The organism is Rhodoferax sp. SPJ4, from assembly GCF_058216275.1.
In genome coordinates, this window is record NZ_JBYZMN010000003.1 from 26,427 (window position 1) to 46,294 (window position 19,868).

Genomic DNA, 19,868 nt, shown 5'->3' on the forward strand with positions numbered 1-19,868 from the left:
CTCTTTCTGCTCACATCTTGGTCGGGGCACTGACGCCCAGCATCGCCAGGCCATTGTGCAGCACCTGGGCGGTGGCGGCCACCAGGGCCAGCCGGGCCAGCTTGACGGCCGGGTCGTCGACCAGGATGCGTTCGGCGTCGTAGTAGCTGTGGTAACAGGCGGCCAGTTCACGCAGGTAGAAGGTGACGTCGTGCGGCGCGAAGCCGGCCGCGGCCTCGGTCAGCATGGCCGGGTACTTGGCCAGCAGCAGCATCAGCGCCTGGGCGGCCGGGCTGTCCAGCGGCGACAGGTCCACGCCGGCCAGGCTGGCGCGCTCACCGCCCCAGGCCGCCAGCACCGAGCAGATGCGGGCATGGGCGTACTGCACGTAGTAAACCGGGTTGTCGTTGTTCTGCGCCAGCGCCAGGTCGATGTCGAAGATGTACTCGGTGTCGGGCTTGCGGCTGAGCAGGAAGAAGCGCACCGCGTCCTTCGAGGTCCACTCGATCAGGTCGCGCAGCGTGACATAGCTGCCGGCACGCTTGGAGATCTTGACCTCCTCGCCGCCGCGCATCACCCGCACCATGGTGTGCAGCACGTAGTCGGGGTAGCCCTCGGGAATGCCCACGTTGGCGGCCTGCAGGCCGGCGCGCACCCGGGCGATGGTGCCGTGGTGGTCAGTGCCCTGGATGTTGATGACCCGGCCAAAGCCGCGTTCCCACTTGGTGATGTGGTAGGCCACATCGGGCACGAAGTAGGTGAAGCCGCCGTCGGACTTTCTCATCACGCGGTCCTTGTCGTCACCGTAGTCGGTGGACCTGAGCCACAGCGCGCCGTCCAGCTCGTAGGTCTTGCCGGCATCGATGAGCTTTTGCACCGCCGCCGCCACCCGGCCGCTGGTGTACAGGCTGGACTCCAGGTAGTACTGGTCGAAGCGCACCTGGAAGGCCTTCAGGTCCAGGTCTTGTTCACGGCGCAAATAGGCCACGGCGAACTCGCGCAGTGAATCCAGATCGTCGGCGTCGCCGCTGGCGGTGAATTCACGGTCGTCGGACTTGACGGTCTTCTTGGCCAGGAAGTCGGTCGCGATGTCGGCGATGTAGTCGCCGTTGTAGGCACTCTCCGGCCAGCCGGCGTCACCGGGCTTGAGGCCCTTGGCCCGGGCCTGGGTGGACGAGGCCAGGGTCTGGATCTGCACCCCGGCGTCGTTGTAATAGAACTCGCGGTGCACCCGCCAGCCCTGGCTGTCGAACAGGTTGCACAAGGCGTCGCCCAGCGCGGCCTGGCGGCCATGGCCCACGTGCAGCGGGCCGGTGGGGTTGGCGGAGACAAACTCCACCAGCAGGCGCTGGCCGTTGTCGGCCTGGCGGCCAAAGGCCTCGCCACCGCTCAGCACCTCGCGCACCACCTGCTGCTTGGCCTCGGGCTTGAGGCGGATGTTGATGAAGCCCGGGCCGGCGATCTCGATCGCCGCCACCCAGCGCTCGAAGGCCGGTGCGGCCAGCAGCGCGCTGCGCAGGGTCTCGGCCAGCTGGCGTGGGTTGGCCTTCATGGGCTTGGCCAGCTGCATCGCGGCGGTGAGGGCGAAGTCGCCATGGGCGGCGACCTTGGGCGACTCGAAAAACGCCTTGCTGGCGGCTCCGGGGCTGAGGGTTTCCAGCGTCAGCGCGAGCGCTTCCAACAATTCGTTTTTGACAGACAACATGCGGCGGATTTTACGGGTCGGCCTTTGGGAGGAGGCGGGCCCGCTTGTTGGCGCCCTCAGAATGTGCTTGAATCAACCTCGCGCTTTCCCCCATCACCTTTGTGGAGAATCCATGAAAACCATTCTTTCCCTGATCACCCTGGGCTTTGCCCTGTCCGTGGGCACCGCCCAGGCCGCTGGCCACGCCGGCGCCCCGATGGCCAACGCCAGTGCGGCCGCACCAGCCAAGGCGGCCGACGGCAAGACCAAGCAGCAGTCCAAGATGGGCGACTGCAACAAGGAGGCCGGCGACAAGAAGGGCGACGAGCGCAAGGCTTTCATGAAAAGCTGTTTGAGCAACAAGCCTGCAGCCCCCGCCACCCAGCAGGACAAGATGAAAACCTGCAACAAGGACGCCACCGGCAAAAAGGGCGATGAACGCAAGGCCTTCATGAAGGAATGCCTGAGCAAGTGAGCGCCTGCGGGGCCCAACCGGTCCCCGACCTCACCGACCCCGCTGCGGCGGGGTTTTTTGTGCCCGCATCAAGGCCCGGCCACGCGCCAGAAGCCGGGCTGGCCGTAATGGTGCTTGAGGAAGTCGATCCACAACCGCACCCGCAGCGGCAGGTGGCGGCGCTGCGGGAACACCGCGTAAATGCCGTTGGGCGGCGCGGCAAAGCCGGCCAGCACCTCCACCAGCGCGCCTGAGGCGATCTCGGCCTCGACCTCCCAGGTGCTGCGCCAGGCGATGCCCTGGCCGGCCAGGCACCAGTCGTGCAACACCTGGCCGTCCGAGCAGTCCAGCGGCCCGCCGGGCTTGAGGTGGACCAGTTCGTCATCCTCACCGGCCTCGACCGGCAAGGCGGCCAGCGGGCCTTTGCCCGACCGGCCCAGGCTGCCGCGCGGCAGCCGGAACGCCCAGCCGCGGGCCTGGGAGGCGTCGGTGGACAGGGTCAGGCAGTCAAAGCGCTGCAAATCCTGCGGATGCTGGGGCGTGCCACGGCGCGCCAGGTAGGCCGGCGTGGCCACACACAGCCGCCGGTTGTCGGCCAGCCGTACGCTGACCAGCGATGAATCCGGCAGGTCGCCCACCCGCACCGCGCAATCGAAGCCCTCGACCGCCAGGTCCACCACCCGGTCGCCCAGGTTCAGCGACAGCGTGACCTCGGGGTGCAGCGCGCGGAACTTGGGCACCAGCGGCGCCACATGGCGGCGCCCGAAGCCGGCCGGCGCCGTGACCCGCAGGTGGCCGCTGGCCTTGACCCCGCCGGCCGACACGCTGGCCTCGGCATTGGCCACGTCGGCCAGCACCCGCTGGCAGTCTTCCAGAAAGGCGCTGCCCTCGTGGGTCAGGCGGATGCGCCGGGTGGTGCGCACCATCAGCTTGACGCCCAGGCGCTCTTCCAGCGCGTCCAGCCGGCGCCCCATGATGGCCGGGGCCACACCCTCGGCCAGCGCAGCGGCGGTCAGGCTGCCGCGGGTGGCCACCGACACAAAGGAGGCGAGTTGTTTGAACTTGTCCATGGGGTTGGCGTCAATTACATCTTAAAAGTCATTAATCAATCAACTTTTCATTGATTAATCGGCATTGAAGTATCAAATACATTAGTGCCATGGAAAAATCTTTGGCCTTTGGCTTCTCTGCGCCCAAAGCGGTGCTGTTTGATGCCTATGGCACCTTGCTGGATGTGTACAGCGTGGGCCTGCTGGCCGAACAGCTGTTCCCTGGCCAAGGCCAGGCGCTGGCCGTTCTGTGGCGCGACAAGCAGATTGAATACACCCGGCTGGTCACCACCAGCAACCATGGCGCGCATTACCAGCCGTTTTGGGAGCTGACGCGGGCCGGCCTGCGCTACGCGTGCAAGCGCCTGGGCCTGGACCTGACCACCGAGCGCGAACAGCAGCTGATGAACCAGTATCGCCACCTGAGCGCCTTCCCGGAAAACCGGGCGGTGCTGGCCGACCTGAAGGCGCGCGGCATCGTCACCGGCATCCTGTCCAACGGCGACCCCGAGATGCTGGCGGTGGCGGTGCGCAGCGCCGGCCTGGTGGACCTGCTGGACCATGTGCTCAGCGTCGATGCCCTGCGAAAATACAAGACCCATCCCGACGCCTACGCGCTGGGCCCGCAGGCCACCGGTCTGCCGGTGCAGCAGATCGGCTTTGTCAGCTGCAATGGCTGGGACGCGCTGGCCGCCACCTGGTACGGCTACCAAACCCTGTGGGTCAACCGCTACCAGCTGCCGTTCGAGGAACTGGGCACACCGCCCACCCACACCGGCAGCTCGCTGCGCGATGTGTCCCGCTTTTTTGCGGCCGCCTGATTCCGTTTTCTTTTTTCACTTCACTCATCACACCATGACCGAACGCACCGCCATCCACCGCCTCCAGGTTGCCACCGAACTGCAGCAGTTCATCGAAACCCAGGTGCTGCCTGGCACCGGTGTGGCGACCGACGCCTTCTGGGCCGGCTTTGACGCCATCGTGGCCGACCTGGCGCCCAAGAACATCGCGCTGCTGGCCGAACGCGACCGCCTGCAGACCGAGCTGGACGCCTGGCACAAGGCCAACCCGGGCCCGATCAAGGGCATGAAGACCTACCGCAAGTTCCTGGAAAAAATCGGCTACCTGGTGCCGGTGCCGGAGAAGGTCAAGGCCACCACCAAGAACGTCGACGACGAGCTGGCCGTCCAGGCCGGCCCGCAGCTGGTGGTGCCCATCCTGAACGCCCGCTACGCGCTGAACGCGGCCAACGCCCGCTGGGGCAGCCTGTACGACGCGCTGTACGGCACCGACGCGATCTCCGAGGCCGACGGCTGTGAAAAAGGCAGCGGCTACAACCCGGCCCGCGGCGCCAAGGTCATTGACTACGCCCGCAACGTGCTGGACCGCACGGCCCCGCTGAAGAAGGGCTCGCATGTGGGCTCGACCGGCTACGCCGTGGTGGGTGGCCAACTGGTGGTCACGCTGGCCAACGGCAAGACCAGCGAGCTGAAGAACGCCAAACAATTCATCGGCTTCCAGGGCGACGCCGCCGCCCCCTCCAGCGTGCTGCTGCAGCACAACGGCCTACACCTGGACCTGCAGATCAACCGAGCCCACGCCATCGGCGCGACCGACCCGGCCGGCGTCAGCGACCTGGTGCTGGAATCGGCGCTGTCCACCATCCTCGACCTGGAAGACTCGGTGGCCGTGGTGGACGCGGCCGACAAGGTCGTGGCCTACAGCAACTGGCTGGGCATTCTGAAGGGCAACCTCACCGAAAGCGTGACCAAGGGTGGCAAGACCTTCACCCGCGGCCTGAACCCCGACCGCGTCTACACCGCCGCCAACGGCCAGGGCGAAGTGAAGCTGCACGGCCGCTCTCTGATGTTTGTGCGCAACGTGGGCCACCTGATGACCAACCCGGCCATCCTCTACACCGCCGCCGATGGCAGCGTGAAGGAGATCCCGGAAGGCATCATGGACGCCATCGTCACCACCACCATCGCGCTGCACGACCTGCAAGGCCACGGTGAAAACGGCATTCGCAACAGCCGCAAAGGCTCGGTCTACATCGTCAAGCCCAAGATGCACGGCCCGGCCGAAGTGGCCTTTGCCGCCGAGCTGTTCGGCCGCGTCGAGAAGCTGCTGGGCCTGCCGGCCAGCACCGTCAAGCTGGGCATCATGGACGAAGAGCGCCGTACCAGCGTCAACCTGAAGGCCTGCATTGCCGCCGCCGCCAGCCGCGTGGCCTTCATCAACACCGGCTTCCTCGACCGCACCGGCGACGAGATGCACACCGCCATGCAGGCCGGCCCGATGATGCGCAAGGGCGACATGAAGACCAGCGCCTGGATCCAGGCCTACGAACGCAACAACGTGCTGGTGGGCCTGAGCTGCGGCCTGCGCGGCAAGGCGCAAATTGGCAAGGGCATGTGGGCCATGCCCGACCTGATGGCCGCCATGTTGCAGCAGAAGATCGCCCACCCCAAGGCCGGCGCCAACACCGCCTGGACCCCCAGCCCCACCGCCGCCACGCTGCACGCGCTGCATTACCACCAGGTGCTGGTGCGTGACGTGCAAAAGGAGCTGGAAAAGATCGACGCCGACGGCGAACGCGACACCCTGCTTGGCGGGCTGCTGCAGATCCCGGTGGTCAAGCAAGACAAGTGGACGCCGGAAGAAAAGCAGCAGGAGCTGGACAACAACGCCCAGGGCATCCTGGGTTATGTGGTGCGCTGGATCGACCAGGGCGTGGGCTGCTCCAAGGTGCCCGACATCCACAACGTGGGCCTGATGGAAGACCGCGCCACGCTGCGCATCTCCAGCCAGCACATGGCCAACTGGCTGCACCACGGCGTGGTGACCAAGGCCGAGGTGCGCAAGACCTTCAAGCGCATGGCCAAGGTGGTGGACAAGCAGAACGCCGGCGACCCGCTGTACAAGCCCATGGCCAGCAACCCGGACGGCGCCGCCTTCCAGGCCGCCAGCGAGTTGGTGTTCAAGGGCCTGGCCCAGCCCAGCGGCTACACCGAGCCGCTGCTGCACGCCTGGCGTCTGAAAGTGAAGGCCGGCCAGGCCTGAGCGGTCCGCCGCCCCGCGACAACGGCGCCCTCGGGCGCCGTTTTTTCATGGGCCGCCGGGGCCCCACGCCCGCGCAACGCCGACCTGCGACAATTTGCGCCCTTGTCCGGTTTGTTGAACCCATCCCCATGAGCCACGCCCACATCCTGACCCTGTCCTGCGCCGACCGGCCCGGCATCGTGCACGCCGTTTCGGGCTTTCTGCTGGAGCGCGGCGGCAACATCGAGGAAGCCGCGCAGTTCAACGACCCGGCCACCGGCCTGTTCTTCATGCGGGTGCAGTTCGCCTGCAGCCAGCTGACGTCGGACGACCTGCGGCTGCAACTGCACGACCTGGCCGGCAGCTTGCAGATGCGCTGGAGCCTGCACGCGGCGTCGCAGCCGGTGCGCACCGTGCTGATGGTCAGCAAGGAAGGCCATTGCCTGAACGACCTGCTGTTCCGCTGGAAGAGCGGCCTGCTGCCGCTGGACATCCGCGCCATCATTTCCAACCACCGCGAGTTCTACCAGCTGGCGGCCAGCTACAACGTGCCCTTCCACCACATCCCGGTGACGGCAGCCACCAAGGCCCAGGCCGAGGCCAGGCAGCTGGAGGTCATCGAGGCCGAGGGCGCCGAGTTGGTGGTGCTGGCGCGCTACATGCAAATCCTCAGCGACGAACTGTGCCGAAAGCTGGCCGGCCGCGCCATCAACATCCACCACAGCTTTCTGCCCAGCTTCAAGGGCGCCAAGCCCTACCACCAGGCCCATGAGCGCGGCGTCAAGCTGATCGGCGCCACCGCCCATTACGTGACAGCCGACCTCGACGAGGGCCCCATCATTGAGCAGGACGTGGCCCGGGTCGACCACAGCAAAACGGTGGAAGACCTGACCGCGCTGGGCCGCGACACCGAGAGCCAGGTGCTGGCCCGCGCCGTCAAATGGCACAGCGAGCACCGGGTGCTGCTGAACGGCCACAAGACGGTGATCTTCAAGTAGCCCCAGCCCCTGGCCCCAGGGGCACACCGGCCACGCACAAAGCGGGCAAATCGCGTAGCATCAAATCCATGAACGCCCCCACCACCGCCCGCGAAGCGCAGTCGCTGTTGAAGTCCGAGCGCGTCCAGCAGATCCGCCAGCGGCTGGGCACCGAGCTGCCCGCCCACGCCCTGCTGTGGCATGACGAGGACACCACGCCCTACGAGTGCGACGGTCTGACCGCCTACCGCCAGCGCCCCATGGCCGTGGCCCTGCCGGAAACCGAGGCCCAGGTGGCGGCGGTGCTGAAGGCCTGCCATGCGCTGGGCGTGCCGGTGGTGGCCCGCGGCGCCGGCACCGGCCTGAGCGGCGGCGCGATGCCACACGCCGAGGGCGTGACGCTGTCGCTGGCCAAGTTCAACCGCATCCTGAAAATGGACCCGCTGAGCCGCACAGCGGTGGTGCAGTGCGGCGTGCGCAACCTGGCCATCAGCGAGGCCGCCGCGCCGCACGGCCTGTACTACGCGCCCGACCCCAGCAGCCAGATCGCCTGCACCATCGGCGGCAACGTGGCCGAAAACTCCGGTGGCGTGCACTGCCTCAAATACGGCCTGACGCTGCACAACGTGCTCAAGGTCAAGGGCTTCACCGTTGAGGGCGAACCGGTGGAGTTCGGTGGCGACGCGCTGGACGCCCCCGGCCTGGACCTGTTGGCGGTGCTTGTGGGCAGCGAAGGCATGCTGGCCGTGACCACCGAGGTCACGGTCAAGCTGGTGCCCAAGCCACAACTGGCGCGCTGCATCATGGCCAGCTTTGCCGATGTGCGCCAGGCCGGCGAGGCCGTGGCCGCGGTGATCGCCGCCGGCATCATCCCGGCCGGGCTGGAGATGATGGACAAGCCCATGACGGCCGCGGTGGAAGACTTTGTGCACGCCGGCTACGACCTCGACGCCGCCGCCATCCTGCTGTGCGAAAGCGACGGCACGCCGGAAGAGGTGGAAGAAGAAATCGGCCGCATGAGCGAGGTGCTGCGGCGCTGCGGCGCCACCGCCATCACCGTCAGCGCCGACGAGGCCCAGCGGCTGCGCTTCTGGAGCGGCCGCAAGAACGCCTTTCCGGCCAGCGGCCGCATCAGCCCCGACTACATGTGCATGGACTCGACCATCCCGCGCAAGCGGCTGGCCGACATCCTGCAGGCCATTGCCGAGATGGAGGTGAAGTACGGCCTGCGCTGCCTCAACGTCTTTCACGCCGGCGACGGCAACCTGCACCCGCTGATTCTGTTCGATGCCAACAACGCCGACGAGCTGCTCCGCACCGAGCAGTTCGGCGCCGACATCCTGGAAACCAGCGTGGCCATGGGCGGCACGGTGACCGGCGAGCACGGCGTGGGCGTGGAAAAGCTCAACAGCATGTGTGTGCAGTTCACACCCGAGGAACGCGAGGCGATGTTCGCCGTCAAGCGCGCCTTCGACCCCAGTGGCCTGCTGAACCCCGGCAAGGTGATTCCCACGCTGCAACGCTGCGCCGAATACGGTCGCATGGTGATCCGCGGCGGCGCCCTGCCCCACCCCGACCTGCCCCGCTTCTGACCGTTCCATGCTGGCACTGCGGGGTCTGGCATGGCTGCTGTTGCTGCAATCGCTGGGCGAGGTGCTGGTGCGCTTGACCGGCTGGCCGCTGCCCGGCCCGGTGATGGGCATGCTGCTGCTGTTGCCCGCCCTGGGCTGGCCGCTGGTGCGCGAGCCGGTGGCGGCCTGTGCCGAGTTGCTGCTGACCCATTTGTCGCTGCTGTTCGTGCCGGTGGGGGTGGGCGTGATGACCCATCTGAACCTGCTGGGCGCCTATGGCCTGCGCATCCTGGTGGCGATTGTGGTCTCGACCTGGATCGGCATGGCCGTCACCGCGCTGCTGCTGCACCACCTGAGGGCAAGGCGCGATGGCCAGCTTCGTTGAGCTCTGGGTCTACCTCGCCTCCACCCCGCTGTTCGGCCTGACCGCCACGCTGGTGGTGTATGTGCTGGCGCAGGCCTTGTACGCCCGGGTCGGTCAAGCGCCCTGGGCCAACCCGGTGCTGTGGTCGGTGGTGACCTTGGCGGTGGGCCTGCTGCTCACCGGCGTGTCCTACCCCACCTATTTTTCGGGCGCGCAGTTCATTCACTTTCTGCTGGGGCCGGCGGTGGTGGCGCTGGCCTGGCCGCTGTGGCAGCGCCGGGCCGAGTTGCTGCGCCATGGCGGCCCGCTGCTGCTGGCGGCGGTGGTCGGCGGGGCGGCGGCCAGCGCCTCGGCGCTGGCCATCGGCTGGGCACTGGACTTGCCGCGCGACGTGCTGCTGTCGCTGGCACCCAAATCGGTCACAGCACCGGTGGCCATGGGGGTGGCAGCCAAGATCGGTGGTGTGCCGGCACTGGCGGCGGTGTTCGCGGTGGTGACCGGCATGGTGGGCGCGCTGAGCGCCAAAACCCTGTTTGACCGCCTGGGCATCCGCCCAGCCGGCGCCGGCTGGTCGACCCGGGGCTTTGCGTTGGGCACGGCCGCCCACGGCATCGGTGCGGCCCGCGCGCTGCAGGTGGACCCGGACGCGGGCGCCTACGCGGCGCTGGCACTGGGCCTGCAGGCGGTGCTGGCCGCGCTGCTGATGCCCTGGGTGTTCAAGCTGCTGCCACTGGGCTGAGCCCGGCGGCAGGCCCTTCAGGCGGCCCGGGCCAGGGCCGGCTGGGGCAGCACCTGGTCGAGCGCGGCTTGCAGGTGGGCCACGGTGCGGTCCACATGGTGCAGCTTTTCCAGACCGAACAGGCCGATGCGGAAGGTCTTGAACTCCGGGCCTTCATCGCATTGCAGCGGCACGCCGGCGGCGGTCTGCAGGCCGGCGGCGAGGAATTTCTTGCTGTTCTGGATGTCGGCATCGTCGGTGTAGCTGACCACCACGCCCGGCGCCTGGAAGCCCTTGGCCGCCACGCTGCGGATGCCACGGCTTTCAAACAGCGCGCGCACCCGCACGCCCAGCTCCGCTTGTTCGGCCTTGACCTTCTCGAAGCCGTAGGCACGGGTTTCCTGCATCACCTCGCGCAGCCGGGCCAGCGCGTCGGTGGGCATGGTGGTGTGGTAAACATGGCCACCGGCCTCGTAGGTCTCCATCACCTGCAGCCACTTCTTGAGATCGCAGGCAAAGCTGGTGCTGGTGGTGGCGTCGATGGCGGCGCGGGCGCGTTCGCTGAGCATCACCATGGCGCAGGCGGGCGAGCCGCTCCAGCCCTTTTGAGGCGCGCTGACCAGCACGTCGACGCCGGTGGCTTTCATGTCCACCCACATCGCGCCAGAGGCAATGCAGTCCAGCACAAACAAACCACCGACCGCGTGCACCGCGTCGGCCACCGCGCGCAAGTAGTCGTCGGGCAGGATCATGCCGGCGGCGGTTTCCACATGCGGGGCAAACACCACGTCCGGCTTTTTCGCCGCGATGGTGGCCACCACCTCGTCGATCGGGCAAGGCACCCAGGGGGCCTGGAGACCGTCACCGACACGGCGCGCTTTCAGCACCGTGGATTCGGCGGGGATGCCGCCCATGTCGAAAATTTGCGTCCAGCGGTAGCTGAACCAGCCGTTGCGGATGACCAGCGCTTTCTTGCCGGTGGCGAACTGGCGGGCCACGGCCTCCATGCCAAAGGTGCCGCTGCCGGGCACCAGCACCGCCGACCGCGACTGGTAAACCTCTTTCAGGATGCTGGCGATGTCTTTCATCACGCCCTGAAAGCGCTGCGACATGTGGTTGAGCGCGCGGTCGGTGTAGACCACCGAGAATTCAAGCAACCCGTCCGGGTCGATGTGGGGCAAAAGGCCTGGCATGAGGGCTCCGATTGGACAGTGTGGGGGCGACCATCGCCTCAGCCGTTGAGCTTATCACTGCCCCAGTGACCCGGCAGGCAGGGGTATTCCGCAGGGCGGGAGGCCCGGACGGTGGGCTTGTAAGCTGCTTCGGGTACCGTCAGAATGGTCTTTCGGCCTTTGCCGCACCTTCCCATGCCACCCACCTTGCCCCCTTCCGACGCCGGCTGGTCACTGCCCGACGACCTGGCCGCCCTGCGCGCCGACCTGGCCCGCGCTCATGCGGACAACCGGGCCTTGCGCGAACAGCTGCAGCAGCTGGCCACCCCGCCCGACGTGCAAATGGCCCGACTGGCGAGCCAGCTGGCAGCGACACAGCAGGAGCTCGAGGCGTTTTCCTACGCGGTGTCTCATGACCTGCGCTCGCCGCTGCGCCACATCGTCGGCTACATCGAGCTGTTCAAACAGCATGTGGGTGAGGTGGATGCCAAGGGCGGCAAATACCTGACCACCATCACCGACGCCGCCCAGCGCCTGGGCCGGCAGATCGACGGCCTGCTGTCCTACTCCCGCCTGGGTCGCGCCGTGATGGCCGAACGGGCGGTGGACAGCCAGGCCCTGGTGCAGTCGGTGGTGGCGGGCCTGGCCACGGCCACCGAGGGCCGCAGCATCGATTGGGCGGTGGAGGCCCTGCCCACAGTGCAGGCCGACCCGGTGCTGCTGCGCGAGGTGTGGACACGGCTGCTGGAAAACGCCGCCAAGTTCACCGCCCGCCAGCCACAGGCCCAGGTCACGGTGGGTGCACTGACCGACAACCCAGACAACACCATCTTTTTTGTCCGCGACAACGGCGCTGGCTTCGACATGGCCCATGCGGACAAACTGTTTGGTGTGTTCCAGCGCCTGCACCATGCGCGCGATTTTGATGGCATGGGCATTGGCCTAGCATTGGCACGCCGCGCCTTGGAACGCCATGGCGGCAAGCTGTGGGCCGAGAGCCAGCCCGAGCAAGGCAGCTGCTTCTACTTCAGCCTGCCGGCGCACGCGGCCGCGCAGACAGATGTAACATCTGAAACATCGCCTCAAGGGTCATCCCCACCCAACGGCCCCACCACCGACTGAGCGCCCGTTGAAACCGATACTGCTGATTGAAGACAGCCCCGACGACGCCGAGCTGACCATTGCCGCATTGACACTGGACTTGTCGGACCGGGTGGTGCACGCCCAAGACGGCAAGCAGGCCCTGGACTGGTTGCACCGGCGCGGCGGCCATGCCGGCCGCTCGGCCGAAGACCCGGTGGTGATTCTGCTGGACCTGAACATGCCGCTGGTCGACGGCTTCAGTGTGCTGCGCGACATCCGCAGCACCGAGTCGCTGCGCCACATCCCGGTGGTGGGGCTGACCTCCTCGGTCGCCGCCGCCGACATCGAACGGGCCTACGACCTGGGCATCAACGCCTATGTGGTCAAGCCGGTGGATTTCACCGAGTTTGTGGAAACCATGAAATTCCTCGGTCAGTTCTGGGCCACCGTCAACCGCACCCCGGCCCACACCGGGACCTGAACTCAACCGGCACGCGGCCGCACGCCGAAAATCGCTGATCCCACCCGCACCAGGGTGCTGCCGGCCTGGATGGCGGGCTCCAGATCCGAGGTCATGCCCATGGACAAGGTGTCGACGCGGGACAGGCCGGCCTCACCCCGCCCCCGCAACTGGTCGAACAGGGCACTCGCCTTCAGCAAGGGGCGCAGCTGCGCCTCGGGCTCGTCGGCCGGCTCGGGGATCACCATCAGCCCGCGCACCACCAGCCGGGGCAAGGCGGCGCAGGCCAGGGCCAAGGCGAGCGTGTCCTCGGGCGCCACGCCAGACTTGTTGGGCCCGCCATCGATGTTGACCTGCAGGCAGACCTGCAGCGGTGGCAACTCCGGCGGCCGCTGCTCGCTCAGGCGCTGGGCGATCTTCAGCCGGTCGATGGTGTGGACCCAGTCGAAATGCTGCGCCACCGCGCGGGTCTTGTTGCTCTGGATGGGCCCGATCATGTGCCACTCCAGCGGCAGGTCGCGCAGCAACAGGATTTTCTCCACGCCTTCCTGGATGTAGTTCTCGCCGAAAGCCTGCTGGCCGGCTGCGGCGGCGTCGCGCACGGCCTGGTCATCGAAGGTCTTGGACACCGCCAGCAAACGCACGCTGCCTGGGGGCCGGCCATGGACGTCACAGGCCGCCGCAATGCGCTGCCTGACCTGCTGGAGCTTGCTGCCAATCGTGGTCATAATAAGCCCGAGCGTAACAAAACATCGCAGATGGCCGGCCTGGCCAGGAACACGAGGGATTTGTGGACATCACCCAGTTGCTGGCCTTCAGCGTCAAGAACAAAGCCTCCGATTTGCACCTGTCGTCGGGCCTGCCGCCGATGATCCGCGTGCACGGGGACGTGCGGCGCATCAACGTCGAACCCATGATGCACAAGCAGGTGCATGCCATGGTGTACGACATCATGAACGACACCCAGCGCAAGCACTATGAAGAGTTTCTGGAGGTCGACTTCTCGTTCGAGATCGAGGGGCTGGCACGCTTCCGTGTCAATGCCTTCAACCAGAACCGCGGCGCCGGCGCGGTGTTCCGCACCATCCCATCCAAAATCCTGACGCTGGAGCAGCTCAACGCGCCCAAGATCTTTGCCGACCTGTCGCTCAAGCCGCGCGGCCTGGTGCTGGTAACCGGGCCCACCGGCTCGGGCAAATCGACCACGCTGGCGGCCATGGTCAATTACCTGAACGAGAACGAGTACGGCCACATCCTGACGGTGGAAGACCCGATCGAGTTCGTGCACGAGTCCAAGAAATGCTTGATCAACCAGCGCGAGGTGGGGCCGCACACGCTGAGCTTCAGCGCCGCGCTGCGGTCGGCGCTGCGTGAAGACCCGGATGCGATTCTGGTCGGTGAAATGCGCGACCTGGAAACCATCCGCCTGGCCATGACCGCGGCCGAAACCGGCCACCTGGTGTTTGGCACATTGCACACCTCCAGCGCCGCCAAGACCATCGACCGCATCATCGACGTGTTCCCGGCGGAAGAAAAGGAAATGGTGCGGGCCATGCTGTCGGAGTCGCTGCAGGCGGTTATTTCGCAGACCCTGTGCAAGCTCAAGGACGGTTCGGGCCGGGTGGCAGCGCACGAAATCATGCTGGGCACCTCGGCCATCCGCAACCTGATCCGCGAGGCCAAAGTGGCGCAAATGTACTCGTCCATCCAGACCGGCAACAGCGTGGGCATGCAGACGCTGGATCAGAACCTGTCTGACCTGGTGCGGCGCAACGTCATCAGCCCGGCCGAGGCCCGCGCCAAGGCCAAGATTCCCGAGAACTTCCCGGGGTGAACATGGCCCCCACGCTCCGCACTGCGTGTCGTTCGCTGCCCCCCGAGGGGGCCGCGTTTTGCCTTGGGGCGGCCCCACCCGATTGACCCAGCAGAGGTACCACCATGGAACGCGACCAGGCCAGCAAATTCATCAACGACCTGTTGAACCTGCTGATCACCCGCAAAGGCAGTGATTTGTTCATCACGGCCGAATTTCCGCCAGCCATCAAGGTCGACGGCAAGGTGGTCAAGGTGTCCCCGCAGCAGCTGTCGGGCCAGCACACGCTGGCCCTGGCGCGGGCCATCATGAACGACAAGCAAGCAGCGGAATTCGAGCGCACCAAGGAGTGCAACTTCGCCATCTCGCCCTCGGACATTGGCCGTTTCCGCGTCAGCGCCTTTGTGCAGCAGGGCAAGATCGGCATGGTGCTGCGGGTCATTCCAGCCAGCATTCCCACCATCGAAGGCACGGGCCTGCCCAAGATTCTGAAGGACGTGGCCATGTCCAAGCGCGGGCTGTGCATCCTGGTGGGGGCCACTGGCTCGGGCAAGTCGACCACGCTGGCCGCAATGGTGGACTGGCGCAATGAAAACGCCTTCGAGCACATCATCACCATCGAAGACCCGGTGGAGTTCGTGCACCCACACAAAAACTGCGTGGTGACCCAGCGCGAGGTGGGCGTGGACACCGAGAACTGGTTTGCCGCGCTGAAGAACACCCTGCGCCAGGCCCCCGACGTGATTCTGATGGGCGAGATCCGCGACCGCGAAACCATGGAGCACGCGATCGCCTTTGCCGAAACCGGCCATTTGTGCCTGGCCACCTTGCACGCCAACAGCGCCAACCAGGCGCTGGACCGGGTCATCAACTTCTTCCCGGAAGAAAAGCGGCCGCAGCTGCTGATGGACTTGTCGCTCAACCTGCGCGGCATGATTTCGCAGCGGCTGATCGCGCGCCAGGACGGCAAGGGCCGCATTGCCGCGGTGGAGATCATGCTGAACTCGCCGCTGGTGTCAGACATGATCTTCAAGGGCGAGGTCACCGAGCTCAAAGAGATCATGAAAAAGAGCCGCAACCTCGGCATGCAGACCTTTGACCAGGCACTGTTCGACCTCTACGAAGACAACCTGATCACCTACGAAGACGCCTTGCGCAACGCCGACTCGCTGAACGACCTGCGCCTGCAGATCAAGCTCAACAGCCAGCGCAGCAAATCGCCCGACCTGGCCGCCGGCACCGAGCACCTGGCCATCGTCTGACCCCCTGACACGCCCCGTCGGCCGGCCGTGGGCCTGCCCATGGGGCGTTTTCATTTCCCCCTGAAAGACACTCCATGAGCAGCATCAACCCCCGAGCCTACGCGCCGGTATCCCCCAGTCCAGTGGCCTTTCTGGGCCTGGGCGTGATGGGTTTTCCGATGGCAGGCCACCTGGCCCGTGCCGGCCACCACGTCGCGGTGTACAACCGCACGCTGGCCAAGTCCATTGCCTGGGCCAACGAGTTCGCCCCCCAGGCGGGCACGCCGCCGGCGCTGACACCGCGTGACGCTGCGGCTGGCGCCGGCATTGTCTTCAACTGCGTTGGCAACGACGACGACCTGCGCTCGGTCACGCTGGGCGCGGACGGCGCGTTCGCCGGCATGGCGCCGGGTTCGGTGTTTGTGGACCACACCACCGCCTCGGCCACGGTGGCGCGCGAGCTGGCCGCCGAGGCCAGCCAGCGCGGCCTGTTTTTCATCGATGCGCCGGTGTCCGGCGGTCAGGGTGGCGCACAGAATGGCCAACTCACCGTGATGTGTGGCGGTGACGCCGACGCCTTTGAGCGCGTGGCACCGGTGGCGGCGGCCTTCTCGCGGGCCTTCACCCGCATGGGCGACAGCGGCGCTGGGCAACTGACCAAGATGGTCAACCAGATCTGCATCGCCGGCCTGGTTCAGGGCTTGAGCGAAGCGATTGCCTTCGGCCAGAACGCCGGCCTGGACATGAACCAGGTGCTGGACGTGATTGGCAAAGGTGCGGCCCAGAGCTGGCAACTCGACAACCGGGGCAAGACCATGGTGGCCGACCAGTTCGAGTTCGGTTTCGCGGTGGACTGGATGCGCAAGGACCTGGGTTTGGTGCTGGACGAGGCCAAACGCAACGCCTCACGGCTGCCGGTCACCGCGCTGGTGGACCAGTTCTACGCCGACGTTCAGGCCATGGGCGGCCAGCGCTGGGACACCTCCAGCCTGGTCCGGCGGCTGCGCAAGGCCGGCTGAAGCCGGGCCCGCTGGTGACGGCTTATTTGGTGTTGGAGGGCAGCAGGCGCTGCAGCTCTTCTTCGCTGATGGTTTCGAACACGCGAATCACCTTCTGCACGCCGTTGACGCCACGCACCACCTCGGTGGCACGGCTTTGTTCACGCGCCGTCAAGCGGCCCATCAGAAACACCGTGCCGCGCTCGGTCACCACCTTGATGGAACTGGGGTAGAGGTCGCGGCTGTCCACCAAGGCGGCCTTGACCTGGCCGGTCACCAGCGTGTCGGACGAACGCTGGCCAATGGTAGAGTTGCCCATCACCCCCAGCTCGTTGACCACCGATCGCACGTTGTCGACCTTGGCCAGCACCTGCTCGGCCATCAGACGGTCTTGCTCGGTGGGCACCTCGCCGGTCAACAGCACCTGGCGGTTGTAGCTGGTCACGTTCAGGTGGCCGCGGCCGCCCAACGCATCGGCCAGCCGGTTGGCGACCCGCAATTCAATGCCTTCGTCTTCCAGTTGGGCACCCGAGGTGCGGCGGTCGGTGGCCACCAGCGCGGTGCCCACGGCGGCCGAGCCCAGCACCAGCGGCGCGCAGGCACTGAGGGCTGCCGACAGGGCGGACAGCGCGAGCACATGGCAGAGAAGTCGTTTCATGGAGCGGGTTCCTGGTCACCAAGTAGTTGAGCGTCCACGCCGTCGCAGATGCAGTGCAAGGCGAGCAGGTGGACTTCCTGAATGCGGGCGGTGCGGTCGTGCGGCACACAGACATGCACGTCGGTGTCGCGCAGCATGGCGCCGATTTTGCCGCCGCCCTTGCCGGTCAGCGCCACCACCGTCATGTCGCGCTCGTGGGCCACCTGGATGGCCGCGATGACGTTGGCCGAATTGCCGCTGGTCGACAGCGCCAGCAGCACGTCGCCGGCCTGGCCCAGCGCACGCACCTGTTTGGAGAAAATCACGCTGAAGTCGTAGTCGTTGCCGATCGCGGTGAGGATGGAGCTGTCGGTGGTCAGCGCAATCGCCCCGAGCTCGGGCCGCTCACGCTCGAAACGGCCGACAAACTCGGCCGCAAAGTGCTGGGCGTCGGCCGCCGAGCCACCGTTGCCGCAGGCCAGCACCTTGCCGCCGCTGGTCACACAGGCCAACACCGCTTGCACGGCGGCGGCCAGAGGCTTGCTCAGGGTTTGCGCGGCCTGGTACTTGAGGTCGGCGCTGTCAATGAAATGCTGCTGGATTCGCTGTTCAACCATGCAGGGATGATAACTTCGGCGGCTGGGCTTTTCATGAAGCTTGGATTGGCATGGCAATGCCGGTCCCGGCTAGCCGGCATCGAAGGCCGCCTTCAGCCACACCAGCCGCGGTGCCAGACCTGCTGCGGCGTCCCCGCCCTCCAGCCCGACCACGTCAAAGCGGCAGGCTGGGCAGGGAGACAGCCGCATCAGGTAATGGCGAGCGGCAAACACGATGCGCTGGCGCTTGGTCGCGGTGACGCTGGCCGCCGCACCCCCATGGGCGCTGCTGGCCCGCCGGCGCACCTCAACAAACACCAGCGTGCCATCGGCCTCGCGCATGATCAGGTCGATTTCTCCGCCACCGCGCCCTGGCGTCCGATAATTGCGGGCCACCAGGCGCAGGCCCTGCTGCTGCAGGTGGGCGACGGCGCTGTCCTCGGCGGCGTCACCGATTTTCTTTTTCGAGAGCCCCTGTGACTGCACTGTTTGCTCCTGCCCTGGCCGCTGCCGACGCCGCCGCCTCGGCCCAACTGTATCCGCCCGGCTGCCTTTATGTGGTGGCCACGCCGATCGGCAACCTGGCCGACATCACACTGCGGGCCCTGCATGTGCTGGGCCTTGTGGACGCCATCGCCTGCGAAGACACCCGCCACACCCAGGCCATGCTGCGTGCCTACGGCATCGACAAGCCCCTGCTGGCGCTGCACGAACACAACGAGGCCGAAGCCTCGCTGGCGGTCTGCGAGCGCCTGGCCCGCGGCCAGCGGGTGGCCTATGTCAGCGACGCCGGCACCCCGGCCATCAGCGACCCCGGCGCGCGTCTGGTGACGGTGGCGCGACAGCAAGGCCACCGCGCCATGCCATTGCCCGGCGCCAGCAGCGTCACCGCGCTGCTGAGCGTGGCAGGGCTTGGCGATGCCAGCGGTTTTGTGTTTGCCGGCTTTCTGTCAAGCAAAAGCGCGGAGCGGGCCCACGCGGTGCAGTTGCTGGCCAGCGAGGCGCGGGCGGTGGTGTTGCTGGAGTCACCCCACCGCATCGAGGCCCTGGCCCAGGCCTTGAAGCCGCTGGGCGCACGCCGGCTGACGGTAGGCCGAGAGCTGACCAAACAGTTTGAAGAAATCAGCACCGTGGCGGCCGAAGGCCTGGCGGCCTGGCTGGCAGAGAGCAGTTCGCGGCTGCGTGGCGAGTTTGCGCTGGTGCTCCACCCCCAGGCGCAGCAGAGCGACGGCATGGATGACACCGCTCGGGTGCTGACCTTGTTGCTGGCCGAGTTGCCGCTGAAAACGGCCGTCAAGCTGGCGGCCGACATCACCGGTGCGCCGCGCAACAGTGTCTACACCCTGGCCTTGCAGATGAAGTCCAGCGATTCCGACGAAGCCGAAGACAACGACTGAGTCAAACCGACGCCCCAACGCAAAACGCCCGCATCAGCGGGCGTTTTGGCGTCAGCAGCGAGGCTGACGAATTGGTTGCGCGAGTAGGATTTGAACCTACGACCTTTGGGTTATGAGCCCAACGAGCTACCAGGCTGCTCCATCGCGCGTCAAGCCTTGTAGTATAGCTTATTCTGCGGCAGCGGCGTCGCTGTTTGCAGATTCATTTGCAGTGCCGCGGTCAACCAGCTCCACCAGGGCCATGGGGGCGTTGTCGCCCACGCGGTAGCCCATCTTCAGGATGCGGGTGTACCCACCGGGACGAGTCTTGAAACGCGGGCCCAGGTCGTTGAACAGCTTGGTCACGCTGTCGCGGTCGCGCAGGCGGTTGAAGGCCAGGCGGCGGTTGGACAACGTGGCTTCTTTGGCCAGCGTGATCATCGGCTCGATGACGCGGCGCAGTTCCTTGGCCTTGGGCAGCGTGGTCTTGATGACTTCGTGCTCGATGAGCGAATTCATCATGTTCTGCAGCATCGCCAGGCGGTGCGAGCTGGTGCGGTTGAGTTTGCGGAGTCCGTGTCCGTGACGCATGGTGTGTTCCTTTCGTTATTGATTCAGAGGTGGCCGTGCGAGGTACCACCAATCCACCAGGGG

21 protein-coding genes and 1 tRNA gene are annotated in these 19,868 nt (G+C 66.5%); 13 read left to right on the forward strand and 9 right to left on the reverse strand.

The genetic code is table 11. The annotated features are described in order from the left end of the window. Positions 1–10: 10 nt before the first annotated feature. Positions 11–1,684, reverse strand: coding sequence for an arginine--tRNA ligase (gene argS / locus AC4BAR_RS11260; RefSeq protein WP_490627959.1), 1,674 nt, complete (start codon positions 1,682–1,684; stop codon positions 11–13). 112 nt (positions 1,685–1,796) lie between these two features. Here argS and AC4BAR_RS11265 point away from each other — a divergent pair, with 112 nt between their 5' ends. Next, positions 1,797–2,138 (forward strand): PsiF family protein, encoded by a 342-nt coding sequence (locus AC4BAR_RS11265; protein WP_490627960.1) that lies wholly within the window; start codon positions 1,797–1,799, stop codon positions 2,136–2,138. Between the two features lie 68 nt (positions 2,139–2,206). Here the strand turns inward: AC4BAR_RS11265 and AC4BAR_RS11270 are convergent, their stop codons facing one another. Beyond that, positions 2,207–3,187 (reverse strand): LysR family transcriptional regulator, encoded by a 981-nt coding sequence (locus tag AC4BAR_RS11270; RefSeq protein ID WP_490627961.1) that lies wholly within the window; start codon positions 3,185–3,187, stop codon positions 2,207–2,209. Positions 3,188–3,276: 89 nt separating this feature from the next. On the opposite strand from AC4BAR_RS11270, the gene AC4BAR_RS11275 reads away from it, so the two are divergent. The 6 genes from AC4BAR_RS11275 to AC4BAR_RS11300 all read left to right on the forward strand — a co-directional run bounded on the left by AC4BAR_RS11275 (position 3,277) and on the right by AC4BAR_RS11300 (position 9,859). Continuing rightward, positions 3,277–3,987 (forward strand): haloacid dehalogenase type II, encoded by a 711-nt coding sequence (locus AC4BAR_RS11275; RefSeq protein WP_490627962.1) that lies wholly within the window; start codon positions 3,277–3,279, stop codon positions 3,985–3,987. 34 nt (positions 3,988–4,021) lie between these two features. Further along, positions 4,022–6,229: a malate synthase G gene (locus AC4BAR_RS11280; RefSeq protein WP_490627963.1), complete on the forward strand. Its 2,208-nt coding sequence runs from the start codon at positions 4,022–4,024 to the stop codon at positions 6,227–6,229. Between the two features lie 128 nt (positions 6,230–6,357). Next, on the forward strand, positions 6,358–7,206 hold the full coding sequence (gene purU, locus AC4BAR_RS11285) for a formyltetrahydrofolate deformylase (protein ID WP_490627964.1): 849 nt from the start codon (positions 6,358–6,360) through the stop codon (positions 7,204–7,206). Positions 7,207–7,274: 68 nt separating this feature from the next. Next, entirely contained in the window at positions 7,275–8,777 is a 1,503-nt protein-coding gene (locus tag AC4BAR_RS11290) for an FAD-linked oxidase C-terminal domain-containing protein (protein ID WP_490627965.1), read from the forward strand. Between the two features lie 7 nt (positions 8,778–8,784). Then, the gene (locus AC4BAR_RS11295; RefSeq protein ID WP_490627966.1) at positions 8,785–9,141 is read left to right on the forward strand and encodes a CidA/LrgA family protein; all 357 of its coding nucleotides are present in this window, start codon (positions 8,785–8,787) and stop codon (positions 9,139–9,141) included. Next, positions 9,125–9,859 (forward strand): LrgB family protein, encoded by a 735-nt coding sequence (locus tag AC4BAR_RS11300; RefSeq protein ID WP_490627967.1) that lies wholly within the window; start codon positions 9,125–9,127, stop codon positions 9,857–9,859. The genes AC4BAR_RS11295 and AC4BAR_RS11300 overlap by 17 nt, the downstream gene beginning before the upstream one ends. Positions 9,860–9,876: 17 nt before the next feature. Here AC4BAR_RS11300 and AC4BAR_RS11305 read toward each other — a convergent pair whose 3' ends face one another. Then, complete coding sequence (locus AC4BAR_RS11305) at positions 9,877–11,031, reverse strand: aminotransferase class V-fold PLP-dependent enzyme (RefSeq protein ID WP_490627968.1); 1,155 nt, start codon at positions 11,029–11,031, stop codon at positions 9,877–9,879. Between the two features lie 174 nt (positions 11,032–11,205). Between AC4BAR_RS11305 and AC4BAR_RS11310 the strand changes: the two genes are divergently transcribed. Together AC4BAR_RS11310 and AC4BAR_RS11315 are read left to right on the forward strand one after the other, a co-directional pair. Further along, a complete protein-coding gene (locus AC4BAR_RS11310) occupies positions 11,206–12,132 on the forward strand; it encodes a sensor histidine kinase (RefSeq protein ID WP_490627969.1) in 927 nt (308 codons plus the stop codon). Positions 12,133–12,139: 7 nt separating this feature from the next. Continuing rightward, on the forward strand, positions 12,140–12,574 hold the full coding sequence (locus AC4BAR_RS11315) for a response regulator (protein WP_490627970.1): 435 nt from the start codon (positions 12,140–12,142) through the stop codon (positions 12,572–12,574). 2 nt (positions 12,575–12,576) lie between these two features. On the opposite strand, the gene AC4BAR_RS11320 is transcribed toward AC4BAR_RS11315, so the two are convergent. Further along, a complete protein-coding gene (locus AC4BAR_RS11320; protein WP_490627971.1) occupies positions 12,577–13,281 on the reverse strand; it encodes a YggS family pyridoxal phosphate-dependent enzyme in 705 nt (234 codons plus the stop codon). A gap of 62 nt (positions 13,282–13,343) precedes the next feature. Here AC4BAR_RS11320 and AC4BAR_RS11325 point away from each other — a divergent pair, with 62 nt between their 5' ends. From AC4BAR_RS11325 to AC4BAR_RS11335, 3 genes are all read left to right on the forward strand, one after another. After that, a complete protein-coding gene (locus AC4BAR_RS11325; RefSeq protein WP_490627972.1) occupies positions 13,344–14,387 on the forward strand; it encodes a type IV pilus twitching motility protein PilT in 1,044 nt (347 codons plus the stop codon). A gap of 104 nt (positions 14,388–14,491) precedes the next feature. Beyond that, entirely contained in the window at positions 14,492–15,628 is a 1,137-nt protein-coding gene (locus AC4BAR_RS11330; protein ID WP_490627973.1) for a PilT/PilU family type 4a pilus ATPase, read from the forward strand. A 74-nt stretch (positions 15,629–15,702) separates the two neighbouring features. Next, positions 15,703–16,626, forward strand: coding sequence for an NAD(P)-dependent oxidoreductase (locus tag AC4BAR_RS11335; RefSeq protein WP_490627974.1), 924 nt, complete (start codon positions 15,703–15,705; stop codon positions 16,624–16,626). Between the two features lie 22 nt (positions 16,627–16,648). Here AC4BAR_RS11335 and AC4BAR_RS11340 read toward each other — a convergent pair whose 3' ends face one another. The 3 genes from AC4BAR_RS11340 to AC4BAR_RS11350 form a co-directional block, all read right to left on the reverse strand. Next, on the reverse strand, positions 16,649–17,263 hold the full coding sequence (locus tag AC4BAR_RS11340; RefSeq protein ID WP_490627975.1) for a BON domain-containing protein: 615 nt from the start codon (positions 17,261–17,263) through the stop codon (positions 16,649–16,651). Then, on the reverse strand, positions 17,260–17,859 hold the full coding sequence (locus AC4BAR_RS11345) for a phosphoheptose isomerase (RefSeq protein ID WP_490627976.1): 600 nt from the start codon (positions 17,857–17,859) through the stop codon (positions 17,260–17,262). The genes AC4BAR_RS11340 and AC4BAR_RS11345 overlap by 4 nt, the downstream gene beginning before the upstream one ends. A 69-nt stretch (positions 17,860–17,928) precedes the next feature. After that, a complete protein-coding gene (locus AC4BAR_RS11350) occupies positions 17,929–18,324 on the reverse strand; it encodes a YraN family protein (RefSeq protein ID WP_490627977.1) in 396 nt (131 codons plus the stop codon). Here AC4BAR_RS11350 and rsmI point away from each other — a divergent pair. After that, complete coding sequence (gene rsmI, locus AC4BAR_RS11355; RefSeq protein WP_490627978.1) at positions 18,315–19,235, forward strand: 16S rRNA (cytidine(1402)-2'-O)-methyltransferase; 921 nt, start codon at positions 18,315–18,317, stop codon at positions 19,233–19,235. The genes AC4BAR_RS11350 and rsmI overlap by 10 nt on opposite strands. 72 nt (positions 19,236–19,307) lie before the next feature. On the opposite strand, the gene AC4BAR_RS11360 is transcribed toward rsmI, so the two are convergent. Further along, positions 19,308–19,384 (reverse strand) — tRNA-Met (locus AC4BAR_RS11360). A 19-nt stretch (positions 19,385–19,403) separates the two neighbouring features. Further along, a complete protein-coding gene (rplQ, locus tag AC4BAR_RS11365; protein WP_490627979.1) occupies positions 19,404–19,805 on the reverse strand; it encodes a 50S ribosomal protein L17 in 402 nt (133 codons plus the stop codon). Positions 19,806–19,868 lie beyond the last annotated feature (63 nt).

What these genes read in the sequence shown, in the direction of transcription:
- argS (WP_490627959.1), bottom strand. Translation starts at nt 1,684, where the DNA reads ATGTTGTCTGTCAAAAACGAATTGTTGGAAGCGCTCGCGCTGACGCTG.
- AC4BAR_RS11265 (WP_490627960.1), top strand. Translation starts at nt 1,797, where the DNA reads ATGAAAACCATTCTTTCCCTGATCACCCTGGGCTTTGCCCTGTCCGTG.
- AC4BAR_RS11270 (WP_490627961.1), bottom strand. Translation starts at nt 3,187, where the DNA reads ATGGACAAGTTCAAACAACTCGCCTCCTTTGTGTCGGTGGCCACCCGC.
- AC4BAR_RS11275 (WP_490627962.1), top strand. Translation starts at nt 3,277, where the DNA reads ATGGAAAAATCTTTGGCCTTTGGCTTCTCTGCGCCCAAAGCGGTGCTG.
- AC4BAR_RS11280 (WP_490627963.1), top strand. Translation starts at nt 4,022, where the DNA reads ATGACCGAACGCACCGCCATCCACCGCCTCCAGGTTGCCACCGAACTG.
- purU (WP_490627964.1), top strand. Translation starts at nt 6,358, where the DNA reads ATGAGCCACGCCCACATCCTGACCCTGTCCTGCGCCGACCGGCCCGGC.
- AC4BAR_RS11290 (WP_490627965.1), top strand. Translation starts at nt 7,275, where the DNA reads ATGAACGCCCCCACCACCGCCCGCGAAGCGCAGTCGCTGTTGAAGTCC.
- AC4BAR_RS11295 (WP_490627966.1), top strand. Translation starts at nt 8,785, where the DNA reads ATGCTGGCACTGCGGGGTCTGGCATGGCTGCTGTTGCTGCAATCGCTG.
- AC4BAR_RS11300 (WP_490627967.1), top strand. Translation starts at nt 9,125, where the DNA reads ATGGCCAGCTTCGTTGAGCTCTGGGTCTACCTCGCCTCCACCCCGCTG.
- AC4BAR_RS11305 (WP_490627968.1), bottom strand. Translation starts at nt 11,031, where the DNA reads ATGCCAGGCCTTTTGCCCCACATCGACCCGGACGGGTTGCTTGAATTC.
- AC4BAR_RS11310 (WP_490627969.1), top strand. Translation starts at nt 11,206, where the DNA reads ATGCCACCCACCTTGCCCCCTTCCGACGCCGGCTGGTCACTGCCCGAC.
- AC4BAR_RS11320 (WP_490627971.1), bottom strand. Translation starts at nt 13,281, where the DNA reads ATGACCACGATTGGCAGCAAGCTCCAGCAGGTCAGGCAGCGCATTGCG.
- AC4BAR_RS11330 (WP_490627973.1), top strand. Translation starts at nt 14,492, where the DNA reads ATGGAACGCGACCAGGCCAGCAAATTCATCAACGACCTGTTGAACCTG.
- AC4BAR_RS11335 (WP_490627974.1), top strand. Translation starts at nt 15,703, where the DNA reads ATGAGCAGCATCAACCCCCGAGCCTACGCGCCGGTATCCCCCAGTCCA.
- AC4BAR_RS11340 (WP_490627975.1), bottom strand. Translation starts at nt 17,263, where the DNA reads ATGAAACGACTTCTCTGCCATGTGCTCGCGCTGTCCGCCCTGTCGGCA.
- AC4BAR_RS11345 (WP_490627976.1), bottom strand. Translation starts at nt 17,859, where the DNA reads ATGGTTGAACAGCGAATCCAGCAGCATTTCATTGACAGCGCCGACCTC.
- rplQ (WP_490627979.1), bottom strand. Translation starts at nt 19,805, where the DNA reads ATGCGTCACGGACACGGACTCCGCAAACTCAACCGCACCAGCTCGCAC.